This is a genomic window from Rummeliibacillus pycnus (genome assembly GCF_050459865.1).
Lineage (GTDB): Bacteria > Bacillota > Bacilli > Bacillales_A > Planococcaceae > Rummeliibacillus > Rummeliibacillus pycnus_B.
The window spans coordinates 1-26,605 of record NZ_JBCMNM010000039.1; the positions used below are offsets into that span (position 1 = coordinate 1).

General features: G+C 35.8%; 21 protein-coding genes and 1 other annotated feature. Of the genes, 19 read left to right on the plus strand and 2 right to left on the minus strand.

What is annotated here, in order from left to right:
• Window positions 1–299 precede the first annotated feature (299 nt).
• The 13 genes from ABE048_RS09395 to ABE048_RS09455 all read left to right on the plus strand — a co-directional run bounded on the left by ABE048_RS09395 (window position 300) and on the right by ABE048_RS09455 (window position 18,331).
• Window positions 300–1,295: a hypothetical protein gene (locus ABE048_RS09395; RefSeq protein ID WP_430310867.1), complete on the plus strand. Its 996-nt coding sequence runs from the start codon at window positions 300–302 to the stop codon at window positions 1,293–1,295.
• Window positions 1,296–1,400: 105 nt separating this feature from the next.
• Window positions 1,401–2,693, plus strand: a complete 1,293-nt coding sequence (tig, locus tag ABE048_RS09400) for a trigger factor (RefSeq protein ID WP_430310869.1) — start codon at window positions 1,401–1,403, stop codon at window positions 2,691–2,693.
• 182 nt (window positions 2,694–2,875) lie between these two features.
• Window positions 2,876–4,144, plus strand: a complete 1,269-nt coding sequence (clpX, locus tag ABE048_RS09405; protein ID WP_430310871.1) for an ATP-dependent protease ATP-binding subunit ClpX — start codon at window positions 2,876–2,878, stop codon at window positions 4,142–4,144.
• Between the two features lie 184 nt (window positions 4,145–4,328).
• Window positions 4,329–6,656 carry an endopeptidase La gene (gene lon, locus ABE048_RS09410; protein ID WP_430310873.1) on the plus strand — a complete coding sequence of 776 codons (2,328 nt, stop codon included), beginning with the start codon at window positions 4,329–4,331 and terminating at the stop codon, window positions 6,654–6,656.
• Window positions 6,653–7,234 carry a ribosome biogenesis GTP-binding protein YihA/YsxC gene (yihA, locus tag ABE048_RS09415; RefSeq protein WP_430310875.1) on the plus strand — a complete coding sequence of 194 codons (582 nt, stop codon included), beginning with the start codon at window positions 6,653–6,655 and terminating at the stop codon, window positions 7,232–7,234. The genes lon and yihA overlap by 4 nt, the downstream gene beginning before the upstream one ends.
• Window positions 7,235–7,588: 354 nt before the next feature.
• Window positions 7,589–8,953, plus strand: coding sequence for a glutamyl-tRNA reductase (gene hemA, locus ABE048_RS09420; protein ID WP_430310877.1), 1,365 nt, complete (start codon window positions 7,589–7,591; stop codon window positions 8,951–8,953).
• 97 nt (window positions 8,954–9,050) lie between these two features.
• A complete protein-coding gene (gene ccsA, locus ABE048_RS09425) occupies window positions 9,051–9,881 on the plus strand; it encodes a cytochrome c biogenesis protein CcsA (RefSeq protein ID WP_430310879.1) in 831 nt (276 codons plus the stop codon).
• Between the two features lie 19 nt (window positions 9,882–9,900).
• A complete protein-coding gene (gene hemC / locus ABE048_RS09430; RefSeq protein ID WP_430310881.1) occupies window positions 9,901–10,833 on the plus strand; it encodes a hydroxymethylbilane synthase in 933 nt (310 codons plus the stop codon).
• Complete coding sequence (locus tag ABE048_RS09435) at window positions 10,823–11,581, plus strand: uroporphyrinogen-III synthase (protein ID WP_430310883.1); 759 nt, start codon at window positions 10,823–10,825, stop codon at window positions 11,579–11,581. The genes hemC and ABE048_RS09435 overlap by 11 nt, the downstream gene beginning before the upstream one ends.
• Before the next feature lie 2 nt (window positions 11,582–11,583).
• Window positions 11,584–12,567 carry a porphobilinogen synthase gene (gene hemB, locus ABE048_RS09440; protein ID WP_430310884.1) on the plus strand — a complete coding sequence of 328 codons (984 nt, stop codon included), beginning with the start codon at window positions 11,584–11,586 and terminating at the stop codon, window positions 12,565–12,567.
• Between the two features lie 3 nt (window positions 12,568–12,570).
• A complete protein-coding gene (gene hemL, locus ABE048_RS09445) occupies window positions 12,571–13,863 on the plus strand; it encodes a glutamate-1-semialdehyde 2,1-aminomutase (protein WP_430310886.1) in 1,293 nt (430 codons plus the stop codon).
• Window positions 13,864–14,077: 214 nt separating this feature from the next.
• The gene (locus tag ABE048_RS09450; protein ID WP_430310888.1) at window positions 14,078–14,650 is read left to right on the plus strand and encodes a hypothetical protein; all 573 of its coding nucleotides are present in this window, start codon (window positions 14,078–14,080) and stop codon (window positions 14,648–14,650) included.
• Between the two features lie 742 nt (window positions 14,651–15,392).
• Window positions 15,393–15,606 (plus strand) — a binding site (T-box leader).
• A gap of 97 nt (window positions 15,607–15,703) precedes the next feature.
• Complete coding sequence (locus ABE048_RS09455; RefSeq protein ID WP_430311012.1) at window positions 15,704–18,331, plus strand: valine--tRNA ligase; 2,628 nt, start codon at window positions 15,704–15,706, stop codon at window positions 18,329–18,331.
• Window positions 18,332–18,514: 183 nt separating this feature from the next.
• On the opposite strand, the gene ABE048_RS09460 is transcribed toward ABE048_RS09455, so the two are convergent.
• Window positions 18,515–19,324 carry an ATP-grasp domain-containing protein gene (locus ABE048_RS09460; RefSeq protein ID WP_430310890.1) on the minus strand — a complete coding sequence of 270 codons (810 nt, stop codon included), beginning with the start codon at window positions 19,322–19,324 and terminating at the stop codon, window positions 18,515–18,517.
• Window positions 19,325–19,328: 4 nt separating this feature from the next.
• Window positions 19,329–20,195: an ATP-grasp domain-containing protein gene (locus ABE048_RS09465; protein WP_430310891.1), complete on the minus strand. Its 867-nt coding sequence runs from the start codon at window positions 20,193–20,195 to the stop codon at window positions 19,329–19,331.
• An 85-nt stretch (window positions 20,196–20,280) separates the two neighbouring features.
• Here ABE048_RS09465 and ABE048_RS09470 point away from each other — a divergent pair, with 85 nt between their 5' ends.
• The 6 genes from ABE048_RS09470 (at window position 20,281) to radC (ending at window position 26,540) form a co-directional block, all read left to right on the plus strand.
• Window positions 20,281–21,537, plus strand: a complete 1,257-nt coding sequence (locus ABE048_RS09470) for a bifunctional folylpolyglutamate synthase/dihydrofolate synthase (RefSeq protein WP_430310893.1) — start codon at window positions 20,281–20,283, stop codon at window positions 21,535–21,537.
• An 83-nt stretch (window positions 21,538–21,620) separates the two neighbouring features.
• Window positions 21,621–23,327, plus strand: a complete 1,707-nt coding sequence (locus tag ABE048_RS09475) for a sensor domain-containing diguanylate cyclase (protein WP_430310895.1) — start codon at window positions 21,621–21,623, stop codon at window positions 23,325–23,327.
• A gap of 346 nt (window positions 23,328–23,673) precedes the next feature.
• On the plus strand, window positions 23,674–24,429 hold the full coding sequence (locus tag ABE048_RS09480) for a prepilin peptidase (protein WP_430310896.1): 756 nt from the start codon (window positions 23,674–23,676) through the stop codon (window positions 24,427–24,429).
• Window positions 24,430–24,513: 84 nt separating this feature from the next.
• The gene (locus tag ABE048_RS09485; RefSeq protein WP_430310898.1) at window positions 24,514–25,143 is read left to right on the plus strand and encodes a hypothetical protein; all 630 of its coding nucleotides are present in this window, start codon (window positions 24,514–24,516) and stop codon (window positions 25,141–25,143) included.
• Between the two features lie 97 nt (window positions 25,144–25,240).
• Window positions 25,241–25,852 carry a Maf family protein gene (locus ABE048_RS09490; RefSeq protein WP_430310899.1) on the plus strand — a complete coding sequence of 204 codons (612 nt, stop codon included), beginning with the start codon at window positions 25,241–25,243 and terminating at the stop codon, window positions 25,850–25,852.
• Entirely contained in the window at window positions 25,842–26,540 is a 699-nt protein-coding gene (gene radC, locus ABE048_RS09495) for a RadC family protein (protein ID WP_430310901.1), read from the plus strand. Before ABE048_RS09490 ends, radC begins: the two co-directional genes overlap by 11 nt.
• Window positions 26,541–26,605: the final 65 nt, after the last annotated feature.

The following is a 26,605-nucleotide window of genomic DNA, read 5'->3' on the forward strand; positions in this document are numbered from 1 at the left end:
TAATTCCACATCATGCAGATGCAAATTAATACTAATACTAATACTATTAATAATTGTATTTAAACACTTTAAAGTTTTGGTAAGTTAAATTTCGTTAAGTATTTAGCAGGTAGACGCAGATAATAGATTTGAAGTCCAAAATAAGACCAAAATTTAATAGCATAACTATAAGTGTTTTTATCCATAATGAAGAAGGCTATCAATTTTATAGAAAATAAAAACAATCTATTTTGTCGTATGAAATTGTTTTAGCTCTAAATAAAAATATGCTATGATGATACTAGGGAGAGTGAACACAATTGCGAAGAAAAAGAGATAAACTTCAAAAACATCAAAATGTTATTGTGTTCCCTGGAACAATAGAAAGGCTTATTGCAGAAGGACAGCGATATGCTGAAAATTATCAATATGATAAAGCTGTCGTTTCGTTACGTGAGGCATTGCAATATACAGAAGGTGACGAAAGTCTATTGAGTATTTATGCCTTCTCTTTGTATGAAACACGTAATTTTCAAGAAGCTAAACTTATTTGCGAGAAATTGCTAGCCATTGGTCCACAGTTATACATAGAAACCATGGAACTTTATTTAACGGTGTTGATGGAATTGAAGGAGTTCAAGCAAGTAGAGGTATTAATTGAATCCTTGCTTGAAGAAGATGTCATACCACCAGAGTCGCAAGATAAATTTATTCGTATCAAAAACTTGAATGCAATGATTGCTGATACGCAAGATGAAGAACCGTCGGACATAGTAGAGATTGAAAAAGCATGCGAACAATTTGAAGCAGACCCATTTTTTTCTCAAACGACTTTACAACAAATGCAGCAATTGCAAGCATTTCGTGAAGTGAATATTCGTCCGTTGAAAGAACTTGTGGCCGCTATTATTGAAGACCCACGTGCTCATCCAATGATACAAAGTTTTGCATTATACTTACTTGTACAGCAAGAGGTTGATCTTGAAGTGAAAGTAAAAAAGTTTGATGAATTGCGTATTGTAAATCCATCACAGTTACAATTTCCTGATGAGATGCCAGTCGCAAAGCAAGTTTTAAAACTTGTTGGAAGTGCCTTGGAAAAGGAGCCATCTTCTTTAGAAATGGTTCAATATCTCATTGCGAGACATATATTCGTGACTTATCCTTTTGAATGGTTTGATTATCACTCAGAAGAGATAGTAGATGGGTATATAGATTTTGTACATGCTATGTTTGGCGAAATTAAAGAAACAGATTACGATTTAATGGACTTATTAAACCTGCTTGAAGAGCAGTCAGAGCTGTTTGATGTGTGAAATCAGTTGAAACTATAGCTATCTATGATATACTAAAACAGTTGTGAAAGTCGTATTAACGAATGAAAAGTCCAACATTTGAAATTAATCTTGGAGGTATTATAAATGTCAGCAAAATGGGAAAAACAAGAAGGTAACACTGGATTATTAACAGTAGAAGTGCCTGCTGAAAAAGTAAACGAAGCTTTAGATAAAGCTTTCCAAAAAGTGGTAAAACAAATTAATGTACCAGGCTTCCGTAAAGGTAAAATGCCTCGTCCAATGTTCGAAAAGAAATTTGGTGTAGAATCATTATACCAAGATGCTTTAGAATTTTTAGTAAACGAAAACTATCCTTTAGCAATCGATGAAACTGGTATCGATCCAGTTGATCAACCAGAAATCGATTTCGAAATGGAAGACCTAGGTAAAAACAAAGACTTCAAATTTACTGCAAAAGTAACTGTAAAACCAGAAGTAACTCTTGGTGATTACAAAGGTTTAGAAGTAACTAAACAAGAAACTTCAGTATCTGACGAAGAAATTGAACAACAATTAAAAGACCAACAAACTCGTCTTGCTGAATTAGTTGTAAAAGAAGAAGGCACTGTAGAAGAAGGCAACACTGCTGTTATCGATTTCGAAGGCTTCCAAGATGGCGTAGCATTCGAAGGTGGAAAAGGCGAAAACTATTCACTTGAAATCGGTTCAGGTTCATTCATCCCAGGATTCGAAGAACAATTAGTAGGCGTAAAAGCTGGTGAATCTAAAGATGTTGTTGTAACATTCCCTGAAGAATACCATGCTGCTGAATTAGCTGGTAAAGAAGCTTCTTTCAAAGTAACTGTAAAAGAAGTAAAAGCAAAAGAACTTCCAGAATTAGATGATGATTTCGCTTCAGAAATCGATTCAGAAGTTGAAACTTTAGTTGAACTTCGCACTAAACTTAAAGAAAAAACTGCTACTGAAAAAGAAAGTGCTGCAGAAACAGCTTTACGCGACGACTTAGTTGAAAAAGCTGCTGAAAACGCAACAATTGATATTCCAGAAGCAATGGTTGAAACAGAAATCAACCGTATGTTACAAGAATACGATCAAAGCTTACAAATGCAAGGTATGAACCTTGACCTTTACTACCAATTCTCAGGTCAAGATGAAGCAGCTCTTCGTTCACAAATGAAAGCTGATGCTGAAAGCCGCGTACGCGTATCTTTAGTTCTTGAAGCAATTGCTGAAGCTGAAAAAGTTGAAGTAACTGAAGAAGATATCAACGCTGAATTAGAAAAAATGTCTGAACAATTCAAAATGGATGTAGAGCAAATCAAATCAGTTCTTGGTGGCACATCTGTACTTGAACATGATGTGAAAATTCGCAAAACAGTTGAATTATTAGTTGAAAACGCTAAAGTAACTGAATAATACAGTTCAATTTTAGTAAACCTGAACAAGGTACGGGTTTTAAATCCGTACCTTGTTTTTCTAACATATAAATGAAAATTTAGAATAATACATATTTATGAGTAATGTGTGACAAGGAATCATAATATTTGATAATATATATAGAATCTTGTAACATTGTTGCTTGAATAGGGGTGAAATAATTGTTCAAATTTAATGATGAAAAAGGCAATTTAAAATGCTCATTCTGTGGTAAACCACAAGAACAAGTCCGTAAACTAGTTGCAGGACCAGGCGTATATATTTGTGATGAATGTATCGATCTATGTTCTGAAATTGTTGTTGAAGAACTTGGTACTGAAGAAGAAGTTGAGCTAAAGGACATACCAAAGCCAAAAGAAATACTAGACATTTTGGATGATTATGTCATCGGACAAGAACGTGCAAAAAAAGCGTTATCTGTAGCAGTCTACAATCACTACAAACGTATTAATTCTAACAGTAAAGTAGATGACGTAGAGTTATCAAAATCTAATATCGTGTTAATCGGGCCAACTGGTAGTGGTAAAACATTATTAGCTCAAACTTTAGCGCGTATTATCAACGTACCATTTGCGATTGCTGACGCGACTTCTTTAACAGAAGCTGGTTATGTAGGAGAAGATGTTGAAAATATTCTTCTTAAACTAATTCAATCCGCTGATTATGATATTGAACGAGCTGAAAAAGGAATTATCTATATCGATGAAATAGATAAAGTTGCACGTAAATCTGAAAACCCATCAATTACACGTGATGTGTCTGGTGAAGGTGTTCAACAAGCATTATTGAAAATCTTAGAAGGTACAACAGCAAGTGTTCCTCCTCAAGGTGGTCGTAAACACCCTCATCAAGAGTTCATACAAATTGATACGACAAATATTCTTTTCATTGTAGGTGGAGCTTTTGATGGAATTGAATCAATTATCAAACGTCGTATGGGTGAAAAAGTAATCGGTTTTGGTTCTGATGTTAAAAAACAAAATGCAAATGATAAAGATTTGATGAAACATCTGATTCCAGAAGACTTACTTAAATTCGGTTTAATCCCAGAATTTATCGGTCGTTTACCTGTATTGGCAAGTTTAGAGCAGCTAGATGAAGATGCACTTGTTCAGATTTTAACAGAACCTAAGAATGCACTATCTAAGCAATATCAAAAGATGTTAGAACTTGATAATGTAGAGCTTGAATTTGAAAAAGACGCATTATATGAGATCGCAAAAGAAGCGATTGAACGTAAAACGGGTGCTCGTGGCTTACGTTCAATTATTGAAAATATTATGTTGGATGTAATGTTCGAATTACCTTCTCGTGATGATATCGCAAAATGTATTATTACGAAAGAAACTATTACAGATAAAGCTCGACCAAAACTTCTTTTAAAAGATGGCACTGAGCTAGATCCAGATAGCGAAAAAACGTCTGCATAAGATCTGATTGAATAGCTGGCTTCGATTAAGTGCCAATCAGCACTTTCTCGGTCGCCAGCTTTTTTTAACTAAATTACTGTGCATTAAAAGTGTTTTCGGAAACATACTTATAGCGTATTGAAATATACTCCTAAGATAATTAATAATATGAAATTTACACAATCACTCGGAGGTGTTCACCCGTATGGCAGAAGTAACTAGAACGAAGGACATACCGCTTTTACCACTTAGAGGGTTACTCGTTTATCCAACGATATTATTACATATTGATGTAGGTCGTGAACGCTCTATAGAAGCATTGGAAAAAGCGATGGCGGATGATAATTTGATATTTCTTGTAACTCAAAAGGTCATGAGTGTTGAAAATCCGGAACAAGATGATTTATATGAAGTGGGTACTGTCGCTTATGTAAAACAAATGTTAAAATTACCAAATGGTACATTACGAGTGCTCGTAGAAGGTCTTAACCGAGCAAGAGTAAAGAAAATTATAGATCATGATGATTATATTTCGGTGGATCTAGAAAATTTAGTGGATTCGAATGAAGTCGATATTGAGACAGAAGCATTGATGCGTACATTATTATCCTTTTTTGAAAAATATTCAAAAGCTTCTAGTAAAATTTCGAACGAATCTTATGAAACCGTAGCGGATATAGAAGAACCTGGTCGTTTTGCTGACACAATTGCATCCTATTTACCATTGAAAATGCAAGCAAAACAAGAAATTCTGCGTACAATTGACATTAAAGAAAGAATCAATATTTTAATTCAACGTTTGCATGATGAACAAGAGGTGCTAAATCTTGAACAGAAGATTAATACCAAAGTTAAACGTGCAATGGAGAAAACGCAAAAAGAATTTTACTTGCGTGAACAAATGAAAGCAATCCAAGAAGAACTTGGAGACCGTGAAGGGAAGCAAGCAGAAGTTGAAGAGTTAAGAAAACGAATCGAAGCTTCCAAAATGCCAGAAGAAACGATGAATGTTGCATTAAAAGAATTAGGTCGTTATGACAAAATACCAACTGCTTCTGCTGAAAGCGGAGTTATTCGTAACTATTTAGATTGGTTAATTGCACTTCCGTGGAAAAAAGCTACTAAAGACCGTCGAGATATCAATGTTGCAGAGAAGATTTTAAATCGAGATCATGAAGGTTTAGAAGAAGTAAAAGAACGTATTTTAGAATACCTTTCTGTCCAACAATTAACCAATTCACTTCGAGGGCCAATCCTTTGCCTTGCTGGTCCTCCAGGAGTAGGGAAAACTTCATTAGCAAAATCGATTGCTGAATCTTTAAATCGCAATTTTGTTCGAATCTCACTTGGTGGTGTTCGAGATGAGTCCGAAATTCGTGGTCATCGAAGAACATATGTCGGTGCAATGCCAGGTAGAATCATTCAAGGTATGAAAAAAGCAGGTACTATTAATCCTGTTTTCTTATTAGATGAAATTGATAAAATGTCGAATGACTTCCGTGGGGATCCATCTGCAGCAATGTTAGAAGTATTAGATCCTAACCAAAATAGTACATTTAGTGATCACTATATCGAAGAACCATATGACCTATCGAATGTGATGTTCATAGCAACTGCGAATGATTTAAGTACAATTCCAGGGCCATTACGTGATCGTATGGAGATTATTTCGATTGCCGGTTATACAGAGGTAGAAAAACAAGAAATCGTAAAAAATCATTTAATACCAAAGCAAATGAAAGAAAATGGATTAACAAAATCACAACTACAAATTCGTGATGATGCAGTACTTGATTTAATTCGTTTTTATACACGTGAAGCGGGGGTTCGTAATTTAGAACGTCAAGTTGCTTCACTATGTCGCAAATCAGCAAAACAAATTGTCTCAGGCGACAAAAAACGTGTTGTTATCACTTCAAAAAATTTAGAAGACCTATTAGGAAAACATCGATTCCATCATGGACAAGCAGAAAAGGAAAATCAAATTGGTGTTGCGACAGGTCTAGCCTATACTGTTGTTGGTGGAGATACACTACAAATTGAAGTTTCACTTACTCCAGGTAAAGGAAAGATTCAATTAACAGGTAAATTGGGTGATGTCATGAAGGAATCTGCACAAACGGCATTATCTTATGTACGATCCAAATCAGATGAATTGGGTATTGAAGATGATTTCTTTGATAAACACGATATTCATATCCATGTACCAGAAGGAGCTGTACCAAAAGATGGTCCTTCTGCTGGTGTTACAATGGTTACTGCAATCACTTCTGCCATAACAAAACGACCAATTCGTCGTGAAGTAGGTATGACAGGGGAAGTTACTTTGCGAGGACGAGTATTACCGATTGGTGGATTAAAAGAAAAATCACTTGGAGCTCATCGTGCAGGGTTAACAACAATAATTTTACCGAAAGACAATGAACGTGATATTGATGATATTCCAGAAAGTGTTCGGAAAGGGCTCACATTTAAGCTCGTGTCAAACGCAGATGAAGTATTGAATATAGCGTTAGACGGAGGGATTTTATGAAAGTCAATAATGTAGAGATGGTAATCAGTGCTGTTCGACCAGCTCAATATCCAGAGGACGGTCTGCCAGAGTTCGCTCTTGCAGGTCGTTCTAATGTTGGTAAATCTTCTTTTATCAATCGAATGATTGGCCGAAAAAGTATGGCTCGTATATCTTCAAAACCAGGGAAAACCCAAACACTAAACTTCTATAAAATTGAAGAGCAATTATTTTTTGTAGATGTACCAGGTTATGGTTATGCAAAAGTTTCTAAAACTGAACGTGAAGCTTGGGGCAAAATGATCGAGCAGTATTTAACTGGAAGAGCAGAGTTAAAGGCAGTTGTTCAAATTATCGATATTCGTCACGAACCAACTGACGATGACTGTATGATGTATGATTTCTTAAAGCATTACAATATTCCAACAATTGTTATTGCTACAAAAGCAGATAAAATTAAAAAAGGGAATTATGCCAAACATATAAAAATGGTCGAAGAGGGTTTAGACATGGATCCGGATGACCCACTTATTTTATTCTCATCTGAAAAGGGAATGGGTATGGAACAAGCATGGGCGGAAATTGAAAAAAGAATGTAGTAGATTACATAACCTGTAGAATTGAAATGTTCTACAGGTTTTATAGTTTATTTAAATCAACAAAAAATTTGATAGACTCTAATATTAAGCATACCCAATAGAAAACTGGAAAGATGCTTTGGATAATCATGTCAGCATTTATACAAGAATTTTTACAATAATGTTCAGAAAATTTAATAATAGAGCAACATTATTGTGATTCAGTGTATGTTTTGATAAAATATAGATTATAATAATTCTAAAGAAAAATGTCGATTTTTATGTCATAGCCTGTTCACAAAATTGAAGCAGGATTATTTATAATTTATGTTATAATAAGAATCGTTAATTAGAACGTGAGAGGTGTATAATTTCATGCATACCATCGTAGTAGGCTTGAATTATAAAACAGCGCCCGTCGAAATTCGTGAGAAATTCTCATTTAACGAAGAAGAACTTCTCGATGCGATGAGAGCATTAGAAAGTCAAAAAAGCATACTAGAAAATGTAATTGTCTCAACTTGTAACCGTACTGAAATATATGCTGTAGTCGATCAACTGCATACAGGACGTTATTATATTAAACAATTCTTATCAAATTGGTTTCAAGTTCCAGTGAATACTTTTGAACCACATCTTTATATTAGTGAAGAAGATAGTTCAATGATGCATTTATTTAAAGTTTCATCTGGGATCGACTCAATGGTATTAGGCGAAACACAAATTTTGGGACAAGTTAAAGGCAGCTTTTTAAAAGCTCAAGAAATCGGTGTTACAGGTACTGTTTATAATAAATTATTCAAACAAGCAATCACATTTGCAAAACGTGCACACGGAGAAACAGCTATTGGTGAAAATGCCGTTTCGGTTTCTTACGCAGCTGTAGAACTTGCAAAGAAAATCTTTGGCTCATTATCAAATAAACATGTAGCTATTTTAGGCGCTGGTAAAATGGGTGAACTTGCGGCTGAAAATCTATATGGTAGCGGTGTTTCTAAAGTAACTGTTATTAACCGTACATTCTCAAAAGCAGAAACTCTTGCTGAGAAATTTAATGGTACAGCAAAATCTATGCAAGAGCTTCAATGTGTACTACTAGAAGCAGATATTTTAATAAGTTCAACTGGTGCTACAGATTATGTAATCGATTATGAACTTATGAAACATGTTGATACTTTACGTAAAGGAAAACCAATATTTATGGTTGATATTGCTGTTCCACGTGACTTGGATCCACGTATCGGCGATCTTCAAAATGTTTTCTTATATGATATCGACGATTTACACGGTATTGTAGAAGCAAATCTAGCAGAACGCCAACGTGCAGCCGAACAAATCACATCTATGATTGGTACTGAAGTCGATGAATTCAAAGATTGGATGGGTACTTTAGGAGTTGTTCCTGTTATTTCAGCACTTCGTCAAAAAGCTGCTCGAATCCAAGCAGAAACCATGCAAAGTATTGAAAATAAAATGCCTGATTTAACAGAACGTGAGAAAAAGGTATTGAATAAGCATACGAAATCGATTATTAACCAATTGTTAAAAGAACCTATTTTGCAAGCAAAGGAAATGGCTGGTTCTCAAAAATCAAAAGAGCAGTTAGCGTTATTCCAACAAATTTTTGGAATTGAAGAAGAAGTAGAAGAAGAAGCTCGAAAACAACAACTTCACCAAAAAGAACGCATGCAAAAATCAGCATTAGAAGTACAAACAACTGATGCTAAATTGTCATATTAAAGAATTTTTCTGAAGGCGTTTTCGTGTCTATGTGGTAAACTAATAGGTGCGAAGGCGCTTTTTTCATCTTATGTATAACACGACAAAGGAGTTTGTTATGACTGATTTGACGATGACAAGGCTACATGAAGCAATGGTCGTCTTATATGCGATCAGTCTTGTCTTTTATTTTATAGATTATCTCAATAAAGATGCTAAGGCGCATCGAATTGCATTTTGGCTTGTATCGATTGTATGGATTTTGCAGTCCGTTTTTTTAGGGTTATATATTATAGAAACACATCGATTCCCAATATTATCTTTATTTGAAGGGATTTATTTCTACGCATGGCTCTTGGTTACAATTTCCATATTATTGCATTGTTTGTATCGTGTCGATTTACCGGTTTTCTTTTTAAATGTAATCGGTTTTATATTTATGTCGATTCATACGTTTGCACCAAATCAAATTGCTCAGTCGCCAGTAGGACATACTCTGGTATCTGAGTTACTTTTTATTCATGTGACGTTCGCAATATTGTCATATGTTGCATTTTCTTTGTCATTTGTTTTCTCCACATTATATTTAATCCTTTATAATGTACTTAAGAAAAAGAAATGGACAAAGCAATGGACGAGATTACCTTCTTTAGAGCAAGCTCAAAAAGGTATGTCTGGTGCATTATTAGCAGGTATTCCATTCTTATTAATTAGTTTAATATTAGGTTTACAATGGGCTTACGTCTCATTGGAAAATTTTACAATTTTCGACGTGAAGATTATTGGTTCATTTATATCGTTATTAATCTATTGCTTAATTATATATGGAAATCGAAAAGGAAAACTTCATACAACAATGTATGCTTGGACACATATTTATGCGTTCTTGATTGTTATTATCAACTTCTTCTTAGGAAGTCGTTTATCAAGTTTTCACTTTTGGTATTAACAGAAAGGTTGGATTGTAAGTGCGTAAAATTATTGTAGGTTCTAGAAGAAGTAAGCTTGCTTTGACTCAAACAAACTGGTTCATCGACCAATTAAAAAAAGCGGGTGTACCATTTGAATTCGAGGTGAAGGAAATTGTCACAAAAGGTGATAAAATCCTTGATGTTCAGTTATCAAAAGTAGGCGGTAAAGGTTTATTTGTAAAAGAAATCGAGCAAGAATTATTCGATAAAGAGATCGATTTTGCTGTTCACAGTATGAAGGATATGCCTGCCGTACTTCCAGAAGGACTTGTAATCGGTTGTATTCCAAAACGTGAAGATCCACGTGATGCATTTATTTCAAAAGGCCATGTAAAATTTGCAGACCTTCCTAAAGGAGCTGTTGTAGGTACTAGTAGTTTACGTCGTAGTGCACAATTATTACTTGCACGCCCTGACTTAGAAATCAAATGGATTCGCGGCAATGTTGATACCCGTTTATCAAAACTTGAAACAGATGAATACGATGCGATCATTTTAGCAGCTGCAGGCTTAAAACGTTTAGGCTGGAATGATGAAGTTGTTACGGAATATTTATCTACGGATGTTTGTATGCCAGCAGTTGGGCAAGGCTCACTTGGTATTGAATGCCGTGGTGATGATGAAGAATTATTAGCAGAACTTGCTAAATTGACAGATAAAGCGACTTGGGAAGAAGCTCAAGCTGAACGTGCATTTTTAGCAGCTATGGATGGTGGCTGTCAGGTACCAATTGCTGGTTTTGCACGCTATAATGAAGGTCAAGTAGATTTTAAAGGATTAGTTGCGGCTCCTGATGCTTCTGTATTCTATAGAGAATCAATCGTTTCAACAAAAGCTACTGAAGCTGGTGTAGAGGTTGCTAAAAGGTTAACAGAACAAGGTGCTTTTGAATTAATTCAAAAAGTAAAGGCTGAGCAAGATGCCAAATAATTTGCCATTACAAGAACAACAAATTGTTCTGACTGGCACAAACATGACACATTCAATATCTTCTCGAATAACAGCTTTAGGCGGTAAAGTACATTACTTACCGCTTATTACTGTTCATGAAATTGAAGCATCAGAGGATGTAACGATGCTTCAACATGCTTTGAATAGTGAATGGCTGATTTTTACGAGTCAAAACGCGGTACAGGCATTTTCAAATAAGTTAGAACGTTACAAACAGACGAAAGAGGACTGTGTAGCGAAAATTGCCGTAGTTGGCGAGAAGACAGCACAAGCAATGGAAAAACTAGGTTTTACAATCGATTTTATGCCTTCTACATATAGTGCAGATGTTTTTGTTAAGGAATTTCCAAATTACGTGGGGCAATTAAAAAATTGTCTATTCTTGAAAGGAAGTTTAGCAAAGGCTACTATAAAGGAAGGATTACCGTTTCCGGTAGAAGAATGGACTGTTTATGAAACAATTCAAACAACAGACCATGTTTCTGCTTTGAAAAATCTGATTGAGCAATCTAAAAACGTTACTGTGATCTTTGCAAGTCCTTCTGTAGTAGAAGTTTTTGCAAAGCATATAGCAGCCGATATTGGTTGGAATGGTTTCAAAATTGCTGCAATCGGTCATGTGACAGAAACAGCATTGCAAAATGTTGGAGCAACGGTAGATGTAAAACCAGAAAAGTATACAATGATGGCCATTATTGACGAATTGGCTAATGGAAAGGAACTTTAATCATGACAGACTTAAACTTTAAAAGACATAGACGTTTACGCCAATCTGCAACAATGCGTGCAATGGTAAAAGAGACATACTTACACAAAGAAGATTTCATCTATCCAATTTTCGTAATCGATGGCGAAAATATTAAGAATCCAGTGAATTCAATGCCAGGTGTATATCAATTTTCTTTAGATCGTTTAGGCGAAGAAATGGATGAAGTCGTATCTCTAGGTATTCCATCTGTTATTCTTTTTGGTCTTCCAGCTGAAAAAGATGAAGTTGGCACACAAGCTTTCCATGATCACGGTATCGTACAAGAAGCTACACGATTCGTCAAAAAGAACTACCCAGATATCGTTGTAGTCGCAGATACTTGCTTATGTGAATTCACTTCACATGGTCACTGCGGAGTTGTATCAGAAGACGAAAAAATCTTAAATGATCCTTCTCTAGATATTCTTGCAAAAACAGCTGTCTCACAAGCACAAGCAGGCGCAGATATTATTGCACCTTCTAATATGATGGATGGATTTGTTGCAGCAATTCGCAAAGGCCTAGATGAAGCTGGGTTTGAAGATGTTCCAATCATGTCATATGCTGTAAAATATGCATCTGCATACTATGGTCCATTCCGTGATGCTGCTGATGGTGCACCAAAATTCGGTGACCGTAAAACATATCAAATGGACCCATCAAATCGTTATGAAGCAATGCGTGAAGCTACTAGTGATGTTGAAGAAGGCGCAGATTTCTTAATCGTAAAACCAGCATTATCATATTTAGATATCGTTCGTGATGTTCGTAACAATTATGACTTACCTGTCGTTGCATACAACGTAAGTGGTGAATATGCTATGGTTAAAGCTGCAGCACTTAATGGCTGGGTAGATGAAAAACAAATCGTTCTAGAAACTTTGACAGGCATGAAACGCGCAGGTGCGGACTTAATCATTACTTACCATGCGAAAGATGCAGTTCGCTGGATGGAGGAGAAATAATCAATGACTCGTTCACATGAAAAATCAAAAGCAGCATTTGCTGAAGCAATTAACTTAATGCCCGGTGGCGTTAACAGCCCAGTACGTGCATTTAATGCAGTAAATATGGATCCAATCGTGATGGAAAAAGGTCATGGTGCAATCATTACCGACGTAGATGGTAATGACTATATTGACTATGTATTATCATGGGGTCCACTAATCATCGGCCATACTCATCCTGATGTTGTAGCAGCGATTCAACGTGTTGCTGAAACAGGTACAAGCTTCGGTGCATCTTCAGTTATCGAAAATGAGTTAGCTAAAGAAGTAATTAAACGTGTACCATCAGTAGAAATGGTACGTATGGTTTCTTCAGGTACAGAAGCAACTATGAGTGCGATTCGTGTAGCTCGTGGCTTCACTGGACGTGATAAAATCTTAAAATTCGAAGGTTCTTATCATGGTCATGGTGATTCATTATTGATCAAAGCTGGTTCAGGTGTTGCAACTCTTGGTTTACCAGATAGCCCAGGGGTTCCAATGGGAATCGCTCAAAATACTTTGACAGTTGCGTATAATGACTTAGAATCTGTTAAACAAGCATTCGAAAAATACGGTGAAGAAATTGCCGCAATCATTGTAGAACCAGTTGCCGGTAATATGGGATGTGTTCCTCCTCTACCTGGCTTCTTAGAAGGTTTACGCGATATTACAACAAAAGCTGGTTCATTATTAATCTTTGATGAAGTAATGACAGGTTTCCGCGTTGGATTTAATTGTGCACAAGGATACCTTGGAGTTTCACCTGACCTTACTTGCTTAGGTAAAGTAATCGGTGGGGGACTTCCAGTAGGTGCTTTTGGTGGTTCTCGTAAAATTATGGAAAACGTTGCTCCTGCAGGTCCAATCTATCAAGCTGGTACACTTTCAGGTAACCCATTAGCTATGACTGCTGGTCTTGAAACGTTAAAACATGTAACACCAGAATCATATGAGTACTTTAAAAAATTAGGTGACCAATTAGAAGCTGGATTCCGAGAAGCAGCTGAAACTTATCACATTCCTCACACTGTAAATCGTGTAGGCTCAATGATTGGTTACTTCTTAACAAATGAACATGTTATCAACTTTGAAACAGCGAAAACTGCTGATTTACAACTGTTTGCAGATTATTATGCTTTAATGGCTGAAGAGGGAATTTTCCTTCCGCCATCCCAATTCGAATGTGTATTCTTCTCAACTGCACATACCGAAGAACATATTGCAAAAACAGTCGAAGCATTCCAAAAAGTGTTTAAAAAATTAGCTAGATAATAATATTAAAAAAAGCCAACGAATTTTTTTCGTTGGCTTTTTCTTTTGTAAAAAGTTGATTCTTCAGTTGTAATCATCGTTTAATTTGATATTAATAATTGGTATTTTAATATAATTTCAACAATAAAAAAACACTTGGACAATTTATCCATTCCATGAAAGTTCTTTTTTAAAATTTTTCGGCATATACATGAAGATAGAGGAGGGATATATAGTGCAAAAGATTACCTGGGAAATAAATGAGTCATTTATTTTTCCAGAAACTTATGGCTGCCCAGTGAAAGCGAGTGAAGTTCACGTAACACCCCGATGGGAACAACAAGTTGATGATCTATCAGTTTCGCTTTTAGGGATTTATCATTTATCAGCTTTTCTGGAATTTGACGCAGGCAAGGAAAGAGCAAAACAATTATCAAATGAATGTACACTAATAGATGAGGTGGAATGGCAAGATAAGCTAGGATATTTTGAATATGCTATTCCTTTAGATGTTAGTTTGCCAAAAGACAATGTTGTACATTCATCTGTTCAATTAAATGCTCGAGATATTAACGTGAAATTGGATGATGACGGTGTATGCCATATTAAATGTCATGTAGATTGTCTCTATGATGAGGAACAAGATAAAACACAAAAAGTTGAGCAACCACATGAAAGTAATGTATTGCTTATGCATTCAGAAGCGGCTGAAGATGCAGAGAAAGGTGAATCGATTTTGAATGATTTTTTGTGGGATTTAGATGAACAATATACTCGGGTCGAGATACCATTAAATAAAATCCGTTAATAACAGATAACTAAGAAGTACAAGAAATAAAAGTATCACTATATCCCATGTTGTTGGTACGATAATGATACGGACAAATTGAAAGCATGAAATAGGAACAATAATATTTCTGCAATAAAATCTAGTTTTTCTCAACCATGGGGGAAGTAAATAAGGATTGTAACGATTTCTTTTCATAACCACATCTCCTTTCTGTTAAATAAAAAATCCATTCCTAGTAATATATGTAGCTAGGGATGGATTTTTGTAGTTAAAGTGGGTAAATGTTTGTTTTTGTTTCTTCAATTGTTGTTTCAAATATCTTATAGATTAAAGATTTGTTCTCAATTTCTAGAATAGTTGGATATAGATATTAAGTTTTGAGCTTTCATTGCTGTTTCCTTTAAACTTATATAAAATCCAATCAATAACTGCAAACACCCAATTCCTATTATTTTTAACTTCCTCTATTGTTGAAGACGATATTTGTGTAATTGAACGGATATTAATATTATATTTAGATAATATATGCGATCCGCCACTATTTAAAGTGTTGCTAGAGGATTTTGCTAATGCGTCAATTTGTACATAATAAGAAAAGAAATATTTTCTTCAAGTACATTAGCCTTCTTTCAAATCATTTTTATGCTTATTATACTTATACAAAGTACTACATGTGAAGAATGTTGAAATTTGGTTAGTTTAAGTATTCTGAAAAACTTGAAAAACAATGTCTGATTCGTTACAATGTATACAGCTATATATATATGCGAAGAAGGGGAGGAGTAGAACGCTCCTACTTGTTAGAGAGGGAACGGTTGGTGCAAGTTCCTCAAGTAGACGTTTGAAGGTAGCCCTGGAGCAGTTTCTGCGAATGATTAGTAGTAGAAACCGGTTAGTAGCCGTTATGAGATGAAGTGTCAGCCATTTGTGCTGAAATTAAGGTGGTACCGCGAATAATAACCTTCGCCCTTTGTTTAGGGTGAAGGTTTTTTTATTTTTTCAAAGCCATTTACTTCGTCAAATAACGAGATATCAAAGGAGGTCATCATATTGACTGAACAAAACACATCTATGCCAACAAAGTACGATCCACAGTCGATTGAACAAGGTCGTTATGAATGGTGGCTTGAAGGAGAATTCTTCAAAGCACAACCAGAAAGTGGAAAACAACCATATTCAATCGTAATTCCACCACCTAACGTAACAGGTAAATTACACTTAGGCCATGCTTGGGATACAACTCTTCAAGATATCCTAATCCGTATGAAACGCATGCAAGGTTACGATGCTCTTTGGTTACCAGGTATGGACCATGCGGGTATTGCAACACAAGCGAAAGTTGAAGCAAAACTTCGCGAAGAAGGTGTTTCTCGTTACGATCTTGGTCGTGAAAAATTCCTCGAAAAAACGTGGGAATGGAAAGAAGAATATGCAGGTACAATTCGTCAACAATGGGCAAAATTAGGCCTTGCATTAGATTACTCTCGCGAACGCTTCACGCTTGATAAAGGTCTTTCTGATGCAGTAAAAGAAGTATTCGTGAAATTATATGAAAAAGACTTAATCTACCGTGGTGAACGTATCATTAACTGGGATCCACAAGCAAAAACAGCATTATCTGATATCGAAGTAATTTACAAAGATGTTCAAGGTGCATTCTATCACATGGAATATCCTTTAGCAGATGGCTCTGGAAAACTTGAAATTGCAACAACTCGTCCAGAAACAATGCTTGGTGATACTGGTATCGCTGTAAACCCTAACGATGAACGATACGCTCATTTAGTAGGTAAAACTGCGATTCTTCCAATCATAGGTCGCGAACTTCCAATCGTTGCAGATGACTATGTTGACTTGGAATTCGGTACTGGTGTTGTTAAAATGACTCCAGCTCATGATCCTAATGACTTTGAAGTAGGTAACCGCCATGATTTATCACGCATTATCGTGATGAACGAAGACGGTACAATGAACGAAAATGCTGGCAAATATCAAGGGTTAGATCGTTTCGAATGCCGTAAACAAATCGTAAAAGACTTACAAGAACAAGGTGTACTTATTAAAATCGTAGAACATATGCATTCAGTAGGTCACTCAGAACGTACTGGTGTTGTTGTAGAACCTTACCTTTCAGCACAATGGTTCGTTAAAATGGAACCACTTGCAAAAGAGGCTCTTGAACTTCAAGAGAAAGAAATGGAAAAGGTAAACTTTGTGCCAAACCGTTTCGAAAACACATACTCTCGCTGGATGGAAAATGTTCATGATTGGTGTATTTCTCGTCAATTATGGTGGGGTCACCAAATCCCAGCTTGGTACCACAAAGAAACAGGTGAAGTTTACGTAGGTAAAGAAGCACCATCAGATGAAGAAAATTGGAATCGTGATGAAGACGTACTTGATACTTGGTTCTCTTCTGCATTATGGCCATTTTCTACAATGGGCTGGCCTGATGAAGCAAGCGCAGAATACAAGCGTTACTATCCAACAAGTACATTAGTAACAGGTTATGACATCATCTTCTTCTGGGTTTCTCGTATGATTTTCCAAGGACTTGAATTCACTGGAGAACGCCCATTCAAAGACGTATTAATTCACGGTTTAGTACGTGACGGCGAAGGTCGCAAAATGTCTAAATCACTTGGTAACGGTGTTGACCCAATGGATGTTATCGAAAAATATGGTGCTGACTCGTTACGTTACTTCTTATCAACTGGTTCATCACCAGGTCAAGATTTACGTTACACTACTGAAAAAGTAGAAGCTGTTTGGAACTTTGCAAACAAAATCTGGAATGCATCTCGTTTCGCTCTTATGAACATGGAAGGCATGACATATGACGAAATTGATCTTTCTGGCGAAAATTCGGTTGCAGATAAATGGATTTTAACACGCTTAAACGAAACAATCGAAGAAGTAACACGCCTTGCTGATAAATACGAATTCGGTGAAGTTGGCCGTCAATTACACAACTTCATCTGGGATGATTTCTGTGACTGGTATATCGAAATGGCGAAATTACCATTGTACGGTGAAGACGAAGCAGCGAAGAAAATGACTCGCTCCGTACTTGCTTATGTACTAGACAACACAATGCGTCTATTACATCCATTAATGCCATTCATCACTGAAGAAATCTGGCAAAACCTTCCTCATGAAGGAGTATCTATCACTCACGCTTCATGGCCAGTAGTGAACACAGAATTTACTTTTGATCAACAGTCTCAAGATATGAAATTGTTAATGGATATTATCCGTGCAGTACGTAATATCCGTGCAGAAGTAAATACACCAATGAGCAAAAAAGTACCGATGTACATCTCTGCAAAAGATGCAGCGACATTAGCAGTACTTGAAGACAACAAAGCGTATATCGAAAAATTCTGTAACCCAGAATCACTAACTTTAGGTGAAAACTTACAACCTGAAATGAAAACAATGTCAGCTGTCGTATCAGGTGCTGAACTGTTCTTACCGCTTGAAGGTTTAATCGACGTTACAGCTGAAATCGAACGTCTTACTCATGAACTTGAAAAATGGGATAAAGAAGTAAAACGTGTTCAAGGTAAACTAAACAACGAACGCTTCGTTTCAAAAGCACCAGAAGATGTAGTTGCTGCTGAACGCGAAAAAGAAGCAGACTACCTTGAAAAATTCGCAACCGTTGAAAAACGTATCGCTGAATTAAAAAATATGTAGATTTATAATAAAGAAAATCGCTCAAGTCATTTGGAGGCTTGGGCGATTTTTTTCTTTAGAAAGGAATAATCAGAGATACCTTTCAAAAATAGGATGTAAATTGCATGAAACTCGGAAGTCCACCATGAAACCGCGGAAATCCGCCCGAAACCGAAGATGCCTCATCTGATTCGGGGATAATTTCTACAATCCTAATTCCTCAACAAAATATTCCATCAATATACTAGGTAAATCCTCTTCATACAAATTATAAAAAGATCTTGCACCAACTGGATCTTCGATTTCGTTTAAGAGCCAATCTCCATCTGGCAGTAGTAAAAAGTCGATGCCTATATAATCACTTTTTAGTGCTTTTTGAAGAGTCCCAACTTGCAGACATTGCTCTTTAGATAGTTCGTATTTTTCAATGGAGCCACCTAATGTATAGTTAGAACGAAAATCGTGGCTACCTTTTCGTTTGACTGCACCAATTATCTCAGGACCAACAATCCATACCCTTACATCGGTAGAATGAGTTTCGATATATGGCTGAATCATTATTTTTCGATGATGCCACTTTGATTGATATGATTTTAGTTCATCTTCTGAGTTACATAGTGCAACTTCATTACCACCGTGTCCATCAACGGTTTTAATAATAACAGGGTACTGCTGAATACGTTCTTTCAGCAACATAGGAACACTAGGAATTCCTTGCAGTTGTGCAAATTGCAAGGTGCTTTTTTTATCATTAGCAAGTTCATTCACAAATGAGCTATTAAACACTTTAATACCTTTAAGTTCCAACTTTTTAGCGATTTTGGCATTACGTGTACGATTCCATACGAAAAGTGGCTGTCTATGAGTTGTGTCCCAAAAGTCTATATCGATTTCATCTAGGATAACTAACGAAAGTTCAACTTCATGTTTTTTTGCAGCTTCAATCATTTGTTCAGCGAAAACTTGATTTTTTTCTGCATCTTGTCGTTCGTATAATAGATAGGCGTTTTTCATCAACTCACCCGATTTTCTTCAAAATATATTCAATGAATTGAACACCAACATTAATCCCAGTGACATTATAGAGATTTCGAATATGTGCTGCTGCATTGACCTCACATACAATAGGTTCTTCATCAGGGCCGAATAATAAATCTACACCAGCGAATTCTGCACCTACTGCTTTTGCGGCTCGAATGGCAACTTCTTTTTGGTCATTTGTTAAATCGACTTTTTCGGCACGACCACCATTTGTAATATTCGCACGAAAATCAGTTTCAGAATGGCGATACATGGAAGCTACTACTTCATCACCAATAATATTTACCCGTATATCGCGGCCGCGACTTGTTTCGATAAATTGTTGAAAAACAAAATCGACACCTCTTAATTCATCTACTTTTTCAAAGAATTCCGCTTCGGTATTAATTAAATAGACCTTCATACCAAATGAGCCATGTCCTTCTTTAATAATCATTGGGAGGCCTAATGTATTCAAGACATTTTCAAAATAGCCACTTTCACGTATGGTGAATTTTGGATAAACCTTTGGTGCAATAATTGTCGTTGGCATTGGGACTTGTGCTTTAGCAAGTTGTATGTATTGTTTCGCCTTATTATCACAAGTTTCGATGACTTCTGGATCATTGAAAATAGGGATGCCGCTATTTTTTAAGTAAGTAGCAAGTAATATATCTTTGTCTAAAAAGATGACGAAATCAGGTTTGTTTTGAAGTTCTTCGTCTAGGTTCATCATAACTTCAAAGTTTTTATAAATAATTGGTTGAACATCTAGTTGTTGTGCTGCTTCAGCCATTAATCTTGCTTGGTCTAGAAATTTATCGTTTACAAGACTTCCATTATAAATAATCCAACAAGTTTTCATCATAAAATCCCCTTAACACTAGTGCTATAATAATATATAAAAGTTTAGCACGAAAACGGTGGAATATATAGGACGGAGTGTTGAAATGATACCTAAACTAGATGAATATAAAAAACGCTGGCAAATTACTAGTGATCCAGCTATTAAACCAGGATTGGATTCAATGAATGAGGCCTTAGCGTTAGTAGGAAATCCACAAAATAACATCCCAGTTATCCATCTAGCAGGAACAAATGGGAAAGGCTCTACCAGTTCTTTTATCGAACATATTGCCAAAAATCATGGGCTAAAAACAGCAACATTTATGTCTCCATGTATTGAAGATGTGCACGACCAAATCCAGTTAAATGAAACACCGATAACACCAAAAGAGATGGATGCTATTTTCAAGATCATGCGTGATTCAGGGCTGGATAGTAAACTAACTGATTTTGAGCTTCTTTCGGTGGCAGCTTTTCTTGCCTTTGGTCGATTCAAACCAGATATTGCGATTATAGAATGTGGTATGGGGGGGCGTTTCGATTGTACAAATGTAATGATCCCTGTTGTGTCAGTTGTACCGAGTATCGCATTAGAGCATACCAACTTTTTAGGTGATTCTTTAGCAAAAATTTCTTACCATAAATCAGGTATTATTAAAAAAGAAAGACCGATTGTCACTGGAGCACTTCCTCCTGAAGCAATGACTGTCTTTAAAGAAGAAGCAACCAAACAACATGCACCACTTTATGTATTTGGCAAAGATTTTTTAGTAGAAGCAACTAAAGGTTATGAAAAATATATTAACCAAGATTATGAATTTACAAACTTGAATAGAATGATGCCGGGCATTCACCAAAGAAGTAACATGGCACTTGCGATTACAACATTTATATTATTTGCAGAGGATCAAGGTATAGAAATTGATTCAGAAAAACTTCAAAAGGGTGTATGTGAAACACATTTAGCTGGTAGATTTGAAAAATTAGCGCCCAATCTTTATGTCGATGGTGCCCATAATCCTGCAAGCGCAAAAACGCTAGTTGACACGATTAAAGAAGAATTTCCAGGTGAAAAGATTCATTTTGTAATGGGAATGTTAAAAGATAAGGATATAGCAGGAGTTTTAAGACTATTAGAAGAAATAGGAACAAGTTTCACATTTGTTGATGTTGATAATGAGAGAGCTATGCCTGCAGAGGAAATATGTGACTTAAGTCTCAATTTAGATAAGCGTGTATCGAAAGGTGAAATTGTTCAAATAATTGATGAGAAGCTAGATGGCTCTGGTATTGTCGTAATGACAGGATCACTCTACTTATTAGCTCAATGGAGGAAATTACTATTAACAAGGTTCAAATAACCTAAATAATTGTATGACATTGGAATTGATTTTTGGTATAATTTGCATTATAAATTTAAAAAATCTAAGTAGGGGGAACTAGAATGAAAAAATCATTTGCGTTTCAAATGATGATCTTTGTAACGTGGATTGTATTTATGCCTATTAGCATGTATGCAATTTACACTGTGTTTCCACCTGCTGCAGATATGGATTGGACATTATTGATAGGTTTTACAGTATTAAGCCTGTTAACAGCGGCTTACCCTGTAATTATTAATGGTACGCCATTTTTCCTTATTCTATGGGTTAGTCTAGCCGTGTTTTTGAGATTCGGATTATTTATAGAAATTATCGTATTTCAAATTACAATCATCCCATTCTTGTACAAATTAAAACTCACACGCCAGGATGTTTATCGAATTCCATGGAATTCAATCATGTTTCTAATTGTATCCTTTATCAGTGGTTTTATCTATTTGACGTTCGGTGGTCAGATTCATTCGTTAGATCATATGCATATAATTGGTTACGGATTTCTTTATGTTTTCTTCAATATTACCGCAAATCATGTGCTCTTGAAACTTAGTGCAGCTTTGCTAGGTTATAGAGCCCCTTTCTTTACTATAGAAGATGCATGGGATTATTTGATTTGTTGCTTTGCCCTTCCAATGGGGCTCAGCTTATACTTGTTAGGAGAATATGTAGGGGGCATTTCCATTGTATTATTAGGAATTCCGTTTTATATGATGACACAATTATTACAGCTTTATAGCACATCAAGTAAGCTTAATAAGGAACTCTCTGAAGCCGCGCATTTTGGTCATCAACTAGCAGATCAATTAGACTCTGAAGAAACACTCGATTTGTTTATAGATAGAATACCGAAAATGGTAGCGATTGATGGACTATATATGATTGATCGAAGAAAACAAACAGGTACATTATCGGTATTACGAGCTTACGAGAATGGACAAGAAATATTAAAAAATGTTACGCATAAAGAACTAAGTGAAAGCTTACTAAATCATACATTGAAGACTGAAGAAAAAGTTCATTTTAACAAAAGAACAGAATGGCTCTCTTCATCTAACAACTATCTGTTAGATGATACGCAAAGTGTATTAGTTTTACCTCTTTCAAGAAATCAGTACATGGAAGGTGTACTATTATTAACGTCTAAGAAGAAAAATTTCTTTAAAGAGTATAAAGTGAAAATACTTGAACTTATTTGCTCATATTTTGCAGTTTCGTTAGAAAAAGCAAGATATGTTGAAAAAACAAGACATAGTAGTGAGCGTTGCGGATTAACAGGATTATATAACTATCATTATTTTGATGAATATTTAACTAAAATGATGAATGAATTGAAAAGTCGTAATATTTCAAATCTATCATTAATTATGCTGGATATTGACTATTTTAAAAAAATAAATGACAGTTACGGTCATCAAAGTGGAAACGATATTCTATGTGGAATCGCTGATACATTGCGAAGAGAAATTGGCGGCCAAGGTACACTTGCTAGATATGGTGGCGAAGAATTTGTCATCCTATTACCGAATTATTCAAAAGAAGCAGCGCTTAATATAGCAGAACGTTTACGCAAAACAATCGAAGTACAACCATTTGAAATATCTCCAGACTTGATGGAGAATGTCAAACACCTAGTTGTCCACGTCACAGCAAGTATCGGTGTATCATCTGCATTCGAAGATACTGACGAAGGTACCTCATTACTTCGTAACGCCGATCACGCAATGTATATTGGAGCGAAGCAGAAGGGGAGAAATCGGGTTGCTGGGTTTTGAATAACTTGATAAATTTAGAGGTGCGCAGGAGGAAAAGAGTTTTTCTCCTGCTTTTTTCATGCTCATTGGATTAATATTTAAAAAGGTAGTTTGATTTATTTAAGCGAAAATATCGAGTACTATTTTTAAAAATTTTAAGGCTTTTTAAAGGAATTCGAGACTTTATCTCGAATTATGCGTACTGACTCTGTTTCTTATCTAACCCCAAACTTAGAAGTAACAGTTTCAGTGTAAACATCTCCCAATACTAAAAAGGGGAAATTGCAAGCGACAATTCAACTTACAACCTTCTATTATGTCGGTCAACTGGATGATCAAAACAACAATAATTAAAGAGGGATAAAAGATGGATATTGTCTATGCGGTGTTTTTTATGATAGTTGGATTAGTATTTGGCTCTTTTTTTAATGTGGTAGGGATACGTCTGCCAAAAGGTGAGTCTATTGTAACCCCTCCATCTCATTGCGAAGGGTGCAAGAGAAGATTAACGGCAATCGATTTAGTACCGGTTCTCTCTTATCTTTTTTTAAGAGGAAAATGTCGTAGTTGTGGATCAAAGATTGGATTTTTCCACCCATTAATGGAGCTACTAACAGGGATTTTATATGCTTTAAGCTATTTGCATTTCGGATTTACACTAGAATTGGTTGTCGCTATTCTATTTATTTCATTACTTGTCATCATTACCGTTTCCGATATTGTGTACATGTTAATACCTGATAAGGTTTTGCTACCATTTGCGCTTGTATTAATCATCATGCGTATTTTCTCACCTTTAGATCCTTGGTGGGATGCGATTGTTGGGGCGGCAGTTGGATTTGGTATTTTGTTTGTTATTGCCTTTGTGTCGAAAGGTGGTATGGGTGGTGGCGATATTAAGTTATTTTTCGTCATTGGTCTTGTACTGGGTTTTAAGTTGACGATCGTGGCTTTGTTTATGTCTGCAGTAATCGGACTTGTAGCAGGCGTTGTACAACTCATGTGGCAAAAAAAGGGGAGTAAGCAACCGATCCCATTTGGACCATGGATTGCTGTTGGAAGCGTGTTGACTTATTTTTATGGCCAAGAAATACTCGAATGGTATACTAATTTGTTATTATAAAAAGAAAACTTTTTAGGACAAGACGACATCAGTCTTGTCTTTTTTTATGTCTATTCTGCTACGGTATTGAATAGGGGTGATGTCATGAAATTTAATAGTAGAAAAAAATCAGAACAAACACATTTTATGTTAGCGGCCGTTTTTCACGGTGTATTGATAGGTGCTGCCGGAGTATTGCTATTTTTCTTTATCTTACAGACAGTAGAAAAGAGATCCTCACAGCAAGATGAAAAAACACTACCGGTAAGTACAGCACAAAGCACTGAAGTAAAAAGTAAAACCGTAAAATTTTATGCCGTGCAGTATGGCGTTTATTCCTCTTCGCAGGCTGCGTCAGATTTTCTAGCGGGTCATCCTGAATACGAGAATGTATCAATTGTCCCTGCTGGGAAGCAATTCTATTTATGGAGTGCGGTAGATAATAGTGAAGAGAAGATTAAGTCGATCGTGACTAAGGATGCCTTTATAAAGCCTTTTACACTTTCTGGAGCAACCTGTGAAGAAAAAGGGCTTAAAATTCTACCACAATTACTGGAAGTTAGCAAAGTCGCAAAATTAAATGTTAGCGATTCTACTAAAGGACAAGCGACTCCAACTGATTGGAAGGCAAAAGTTACTGCAATGACAAAGGTTTCAAATGATTTAGAAGTAGTAAAATTACAGCTTTTAGCGAATTATGTATCGGAAAATGATTGCCTAGAAATTAAATTTTAAACTGTCGTATAAATACAAATCTAAATTTCGTTTATTTTTGGTAATTTCCCTAATTTTTACTTTTCTATTATGATGACTAAAAAGGAGGTATGAAGGTATGTTTATACGATTAAATAAGGACATTATTTTACTAAATCCACAAGGAAATTGTGAGGAGTTATTGGAAAAACTCCAACTGCCTTTTTCAGTCATTCATAGAGATTTTACAATGGATTTTGCGTTGCCTACGATTCCCTTTGAATTTGCGAATAATACAGTTGTAGTTAAACTATTACGAATGCAAAAACCACAAAAATCAATATGCTATATGAATGTTAAGCGAGTTGTGAGTTTAAATGGGTTAATAATGCGTTTACCACGTACTAGAAATGAAGCCATCTCTTTTTTTAGACGACTTTCTAATAACCGACATAAAGTAACAACAGCAGTGGGAATTCGCTGTGATGAACAGCTATCATCCTTTGTAGTACAATCAGATGTGACGATGCATCGTCTAACAGAAAAAATAATTGCTCAATATGTCGAAACAGGGGAACCTTTTGAACAAGATGTTGGTTATAATATAATGGGAGTCGGACAAAATTTAGTGAAGAGGATTGATGGAAGCAAATATAATGTCGCTGGACTACCTCTAGATGTACTTAGAACTTTTCTAACGGATAGGAAGATTATAACTGTTGAAAAGGAGGAAAAAGTACATGGTAACTAAAGTTGAAGCACCACTCATGATTCGTGATGTGCATCAAGATGACAGACCTAGAGAAAGACTAAAGCGACAAGGGGCAGATAGTTTATCAAATCAAGAGTTAATCGCTATATTACTACGAACAGGTACAAGGAAAGAATCTGTTCTTCATGTAGCGAATCGAGTACTAACTCATTTTGAACAGCTTCACGAATTAAAGAATGCGACAATCGAAGAAATTATGGATATTAAAGGTATTGGTGAAGCAAAGGCCATACAGTTGTTAGCGTCTATTGAATTAGGAAGACGTTTAAACAAAAAAAGGACAGACGATCGATTCACCATTCGTTCGCCACAAGATGCTGCAACTTTTTTAATGCCAGATATGTCTTCCTTATTGCAGGAAAACTTTGTGACGCTATTCTTAAATGTCAAAAACCAGATTATCCATCAGCAAACGATTTTTATTGGGAGTTTAAATGCGAGTATAGTGCATCCCCGTGAAATTTTTCGTGAAGCTGTAAAACGATCAGCAGCCTCTATTATATGTGCCCATAATCATCCATCTGGAAACCCTTCTCCAAGTCCTGAAGATATTGACGTAACAAAACGTCTACAAGAAGCAGGTTTAATCATTGGAATAGAGCTATTAGACCATGTCATTATCGGAGATCATCAATTTATAAGTTTAAAGGAGAAAGGTTATATATAGCACTGTAATTTTTAACTCTTTTCCGTTATAATGAAACTTATGATTTTATGACAGCTACGAAAGTT

Coding starts and splice junctions, on each gene's coding strand:
- tig (WP_430310869.1), top strand. CDS start 1,401: ATGTCAGCAAAATGGGAAAAACAAGAAGGTAACACTGGATTATTAACA.
- yihA (WP_430310875.1), top strand. CDS start 6,653: ATGAAAGTCAATAATGTAGAGATGGTAATCAGTGCTGTTCGACCAGCT.
- ABE048_RS09465 (WP_430310891.1), bottom strand. CDS start 20,195: ATGAAAACTTGTTGGATTATTTATAATGGAAGTCTTGTAAACGATAAA.
- ABE048_RS09470 (WP_430310893.1), top strand. CDS start 20,281: ATGATACCTAAACTAGATGAATATAAAAAACGCTGGCAAATTACTAGT.
- ABE048_RS09475 (WP_430310895.1), top strand. CDS start 21,621: ATGAAAAAATCATTTGCGTTTCAAATGATGATCTTTGTAACGTGGATT.
- hemL (WP_430310886.1), top strand. CDS start 12,571: ATGACTCGTTCACATGAAAAATCAAAAGCAGCATTTGCTGAAGCAATT.
- radC (WP_430310901.1), top strand. CDS start 25,842: ATGGTAACTAAAGTTGAAGCACCACTCATGATTCGTGATGTGCATCAA.
- ABE048_RS09485 (WP_430310898.1), top strand. CDS start 24,514: ATGAAATTTAATAGTAGAAAAAAATCAGAACAAACACATTTTATGTTA.
- hemB (WP_430310884.1), top strand. CDS start 11,584: ATGACAGACTTAAACTTTAAAAGACATAGACGTTTACGCCAATCTGCA.
- lon (WP_430310873.1), top strand. CDS start 4,329: ATGGCAGAAGTAACTAGAACGAAGGACATACCGCTTTTACCACTTAGA.
- ccsA (WP_430310879.1), top strand. CDS start 9,051: ATGACTGATTTGACGATGACAAGGCTACATGAAGCAATGGTCGTCTTA.
- ABE048_RS09455 (WP_430311012.1), top strand. CDS start 15,704: ATGCCAACAAAGTACGATCCACAGTCGATTGAACAAGGTCGTTATGAA.
- ABE048_RS09480 (WP_430310896.1), top strand. CDS start 23,674: ATGGATATTGTCTATGCGGTGTTTTTTATGATAGTTGGATTAGTATTT.
- hemA (WP_430310877.1), top strand. CDS start 7,589: ATGCATACCATCGTAGTAGGCTTGAATTATAAAACAGCGCCCGTCGAA.
- ABE048_RS09490 (WP_430310899.1), top strand. CDS start 25,241: ATGTTTATACGATTAAATAAGGACATTATTTTACTAAATCCACAAGGA.
- ABE048_RS09435 (WP_430310883.1), top strand. CDS start 10,823: ATGCCAAATAATTTGCCATTACAAGAACAACAAATTGTTCTGACTGGC.
- ABE048_RS09460 (WP_430310890.1), bottom strand. CDS start 19,324: ATGAAAAACGCCTATCTATTATACGAACGACAAGATGCAGAAAAAAAT.